Genomic DNA, 4,541 nt, shown 5'->3' on the forward strand with positions numbered 1-4,541 from the left:
GCCATCGCGCCCTGCCCCGCGGCACCGGCCGTGGACGGCCGGGTGCGCCCGGGCCGGGGCGGTGACGTGCGGGCCCCGGCCGTCGTGCGGTCCCCGGGGCGCCGCCCGCTCGCCCGGGGGCCCGGAACGCCGGGCGGCCGCGAGCGGACGGCGCCGGTCCGTCGTCCGCGGTGCGGGGTGCCCGGTGCCGGCCGGGCGACTCGGAGGAAGCCCCGGCAGCCGGGAGGAGCCGCCGCGCCCTGCGCCGGTCCCGCGCTCAGAAACCGCCGGAGAGGGCGGCCTGGGTGCCGTCCCGCGCTGTCGCCCGGGCGGTGAAGCGGTCCCCGTCCGCGTCGCGGACCCCCTCGGCGTGGTTGTACTGGCCGGCGAAGACGTGCTGCCCAGCCGGCACCGTGCGGCCGGGCAGCAGCGTCCAGGTGTAGACGAGCGCCCCGGCCTCCTCCCGTACCGCGACCGTGAAGTCCCCCTCCGGGAGGGAGCGCCAGTTGCCGGTGTCGGCCACACCACCGGTCTGGGCGACGCGCAGTTCGACGGCGAAGGCCGCCAGGGGCACCGCCGTCCTGACGGTGACGGTGGACTGGGCCCAGTACCGGTTGCTGTGGGGGTCGATGACGCCCTCGCCGGACAGGTACCCGGCGGGCGTCGCCGAGGGTGCCGGCGGCCGCGGGGTCGCGGGCGCCTCGACCGCGGGCGGGGTCGCGGCCGCCGGGACGGGCGCGCCCCGCAGGACGGAAGCGGCCGTGTAGGCACCCGCTCCGAGGACGGCGGCGACCGCCGCGGTGGCGGTGGCGACCCGCAGCCACGGGGTGCGGCTCCACCGGGAGGCGCCCGGGGCAGGCGGGGCGGCCCGGTCGGCCATGCCCCGCTCGACGCGGGCGAGCATGCGGGCGCGGTCGGGCCGGTGCGCCCGGGCGGCACCCCGCAGCGCATCCCTCAACTCGTCTTCCCCTGCCACTACTTCCTCCCGCCCACGAGCTGGGATGCCGCGGAGCGGCCACCCAGCAGCTGCTCCAGCTGGGCCATTCCCTTCGATGTCTGGCTCTTCACCGTACCGACCGAGATCCCGAGGGCACGGGCGGTCTCCCGCTCGGACAGGTCGAAGGCGTGGCGCAGGACCACGCAGGCGCGTTTGCGGAACGGCAGGCGGCGCAGGGCGCCCTGCACGTCGATGACGGCCGGTACGTCGGGGTCGTCGGTGTGCTCGGGGCGCCGGTCCCAGAAGAGGGCGATGCGGCGGCGTTCGCGGACGGCGCTGCGGATCCGGCTGCGGGCCATGTGGGCGACGACCCCCCGGGCGTAGGCCGCCGGGTGGCGGGCGGTGCGCACCCGGTCCCAGCGGTGCCACATCGCCAGCAGGGCGTCGGCGGCGAGGTCGTCGGCGGCGTCGGCCTCGCCGGTCAGGAGGTGGGCGAGCCGGGCGAGTTCGGCGTAGTGACGCTCGAAGAACTCGTGGAACTCCGCGGCGGCGTCCTCGGCGGGTGTGCCCACGGGCGGCCTCTCCCTGCGCGTCGGCCGCGCTGCTCCGTGCCGGTGTCGCGGCGGTGGTCCGTGTCCTCGGACAGCCCGCGCTACCACGGTGTCTGACGAGGTGGCGGATGATCCTAGCAACCACCGCCGTGCGGCCGAGGCGGCGCTTCCCCTGCCGCTCGCCGCGTCGGCCCCCGCGCCCAGGGGCGGGCCGGCGAGCGGGCCGGGGCGGCCTCGGCGGCACCGCGAGCCAAGGGGGCGGTCCTCGGCCGGGGTCCTCCGCGGATGCGGGGCGGCCCCGGGTGGCCCCGGGGGCGAGGGGTGCGGCCGTCAGCCGGGGCCCTTCCCGGTGGCGGGGGCCGCTTCGCGGGTGCGCAGCAGCACCAGGGCGACGTCGTCGTGGCGGGGCGCCGACCCGCGGGCGTGCCCCACAAGGGCGTCGGCGAGGCCGTCCATGTCGTGAGAGGCGCTGCGGGAAAGCCGTTCAGCGAGGTCGCCGGTGGCCTCGTCCGGGTCGGTGCCGGGGGATTCGACGAGGCCGTCCGTGAAGAGGGCGAGGACGGTGCCGGGCGGCAGGTCCGTCTCGGTGCTGGTGTAGTGGGCGCCCGCGTCGATGCCGAGGAGCAGCCCCGGCGGCACGTCCAGGGTGCCGGTGGTCCCGTCGGGGCGGCGGCACAGGGGCGGCGGGTGTCCGGCCGTGGCCAGGCACATCCGGTGCTCCGCCAGGTCGAGTTCGATGTACAGGCAGCTGGTGAACAGGCCCGGGTCGAGATCGACCAGCAGTCGGTTCGTCCGGGCCAGCACGTCGGCGGGGGGCGCCCCGGCCATGGCGTGGACGGCGGTGCGGACCTGGCCCATCAGGGCCGCTGCGTCGACGTTGTGCCCCTGGACGTCGCCGATGGCGACGGCGGCGGTCGACGGGCCCAGCCGGATCACGTCGTAGAAGTCGCCTCCGACGCCCATGCCCACGCCGGCCGGCAGGTAGCGGGCGGCGATGTCCAGGCCCGGCAGCCGGGGCAGGCGGTGCGGCAGCAGACCTGCCTGGAGCCGGCGGGCGAGTTCCTGCTTGGCGTCGTACAGGCGGGCCCGGTCCATTGCCTGGGCCACCAGGCCCGCGAAGGAGCTGAGGACGGCGCGTTCGCCGGACGGGAAGGCGCGGGGCTGGTCGTACGCGAGGACGAGGGTGCCGACCGGGCGGCGGGAGGCGACGAGCGGCAGGAACGCCCAGGCGCCCATGTCGGGGGGCAGGCCGCTGCGCGGGAAGGCGGCGTGCAGTTCGTGTCCGCTGTGGAGGAACAGCGGCGCACCGGTGGTGTGGACGCGTACCGACGGGGTGTCGGCGGTGAGGGGGATCGAGTACAAGCTCTCCGCGAGCTCCGGCGGGCAGCCGCTCTCACCGGCGAGGCGCAGCCTGCCGTCCTCCGCCATCAGCAGCGCCAGGGCCTGCGCGCCCAGGGCGGGGGCCATCTGCTCGGCGGTCTGACGGACGACGTCCCGGACGCCCGCGGCCTCACTGAGGGTGGCCGCCAGGTGCATCAGGTGGTAGAGGGCGCCGAGCCGCCCGGTCGCGACGGGCGGCGGCACGGTAGGCGCCTCCTGCCGGTACTCCTCCGGGTCGGCGGTGGCGGGGGGATCGCCGGTCGCGTCGGACGTGATGCGGACGCTGATGCCGGTGGCGTCCGGGTAGAGGTGGAAGCGGAGTCGGCGGTCCGGGGGGCGGACGGCCGTGAACACGGTGGTCTCCCGGCTGACGATCGCGGCGCGGTAGCGGTCCTCCACCGTCGGGTGGTCCAGCCAGGGGAGCTCCTCCCACGGCAGGGTACCGAGCAGCCGGGAGACCGGGGCGCCGAGCAGGTCGGCCGCGGACGCCGAGACATAGGCGATCCGGCCGTCGAGGTCCAGGGCGCAGCTGCCGCCAGGCAACCGGTCGGGGAAGGCGAGGGCGGCCGCCGCCTGCCTGCCGTCCGGCGGGGACGGTCGGGGGTGGACGACGAGGGGCGGCCGGTCCGGTGCCAGCGGTCGCCCGGCGCGGGCGGCCCGGTCCAGCACGGCGGCCATCCGTTCGGCGCAGGCGTGGACGACCGCGGACTCGGACTCGCTCAGCTCGGGCGGGTGCGCACCCGGCCACATCATGACGAGGCCGCCCCAGCGGGTGGCGCCGGTGGAGACGGGAAGCGCCGCGAGGGCGAAGCGGTACGGCAGGACGAGACCGGGGCGGGGGTAGTGCCGTGCCACGGCCTCCTGGTCCCCGAGCCACACCATCCGCTGCCGGTCCACGGCGTCGGCGACCGGGATGGGCTCTCCGGGGGAGACGCGCAGCCAGGGCACGGCGAACTCCAGCGGGACCCCGCTGAGCACCGCGAGCCGCAGGGCGCTGCGTCCGGGCGGCACGAGGTACAGCATGCCGACGGACGCGCCCGTGTCCTGCATGACGGTGACCAGGGCAGAGCCCAGTTCCCGCATCTCCGGCCGCGTGCGCTCCACGCCTCAAGGTTGCCCCGCCGCGCCGGACCCCGCAGTCCGAGAGCCGCTGGACGCGTCCGCGGGCCGCCGGACCGTGCGGGAGCCGTCCCCGCCTGCCCCGGCCCGGGTAGCCGCACCGCCCGCCGGGTAGTGGCCGACGCGACCAGGCCCGGCCTGCACGCGGAGACCGGCGGCCCGTGGGGCCGTCGGGTGCCGCCGCGCCCAGCCCGGCCTGCCCGCGGAGGCCGGTACCCGTGCAGCCTTCCGGTGCCGACGCAACCCGCCCGACCCTCCCCGCGGAGACCGGCGGCCCGAGCAGCCATCCGGTGCCGACGCGCCCCGTCCAGCCTGCCCCGCGGAGGCCGGCGGCCCGTGTGGCCGCCGGGTGGGGTCACCCCGTACGACACGGCGGAGGCGGCCCGGGCGGCGCACCGGGCACGGGAGCTGCGGGGCGCGGAGGACGGCGCGGCGCGCGGCCGCCTGCACCAGGGCTGGTCGCCGCGCGGCTGCGGGACGGCCGGCGGCGGCCGCGGCACCGGCGCTGGTGGTGGGCGGGGGTGCCTCTATGTCTTTCGTCAAGGTGCCCCCGTCGGGTTTGGGGTGGTTCGGGC

At 77.8% G+C, this 4,541-nt stretch carries 3 protein-coding genes; all 3 read right to left on the reverse strand.

Annotated features, from left to right (window positions below):
* Positions 1 to 256: 256 nt before the first annotated feature.
* Positions 257 to 955 carry a hypothetical protein gene (locus BJP40_RS07130; RefSeq protein WP_071279525.1) on the reverse strand — a complete coding sequence of 233 codons (699 nt, stop codon included), beginning with the start codon at positions 953 to 955 and terminating at the stop codon, positions 257 to 259.
* Entirely contained in the window at positions 955 to 1,488 is a 534-nt protein-coding gene (locus BJP40_RS07135; protein ID WP_071272681.1) for a SigE family RNA polymerase sigma factor, read from the reverse strand. The genes BJP40_RS07130 and BJP40_RS07135 overlap by 1 nt, the downstream gene beginning before the upstream one ends.
* Positions 1,489 to 1,797: 309 nt before the next feature.
* Positions 1,798 to 3,930, reverse strand: a complete 2,133-nt coding sequence (locus tag BJP40_RS07140; RefSeq protein WP_071279527.1) for a SpoIIE family protein phosphatase — start codon at positions 3,928 to 3,930, stop codon at positions 1,798 to 1,800.
* Positions 3,931 to 4,541: the final 611 nt, after the last annotated feature.

The sequence above is a fragment of the Streptomyces sp. CC53 genome, assembly GCF_001865245.1.
Classification (GTDB): Bacteria; Actinomycetota; Actinomycetes; order Streptomycetales; family Streptomycetaceae; genus Streptomyces.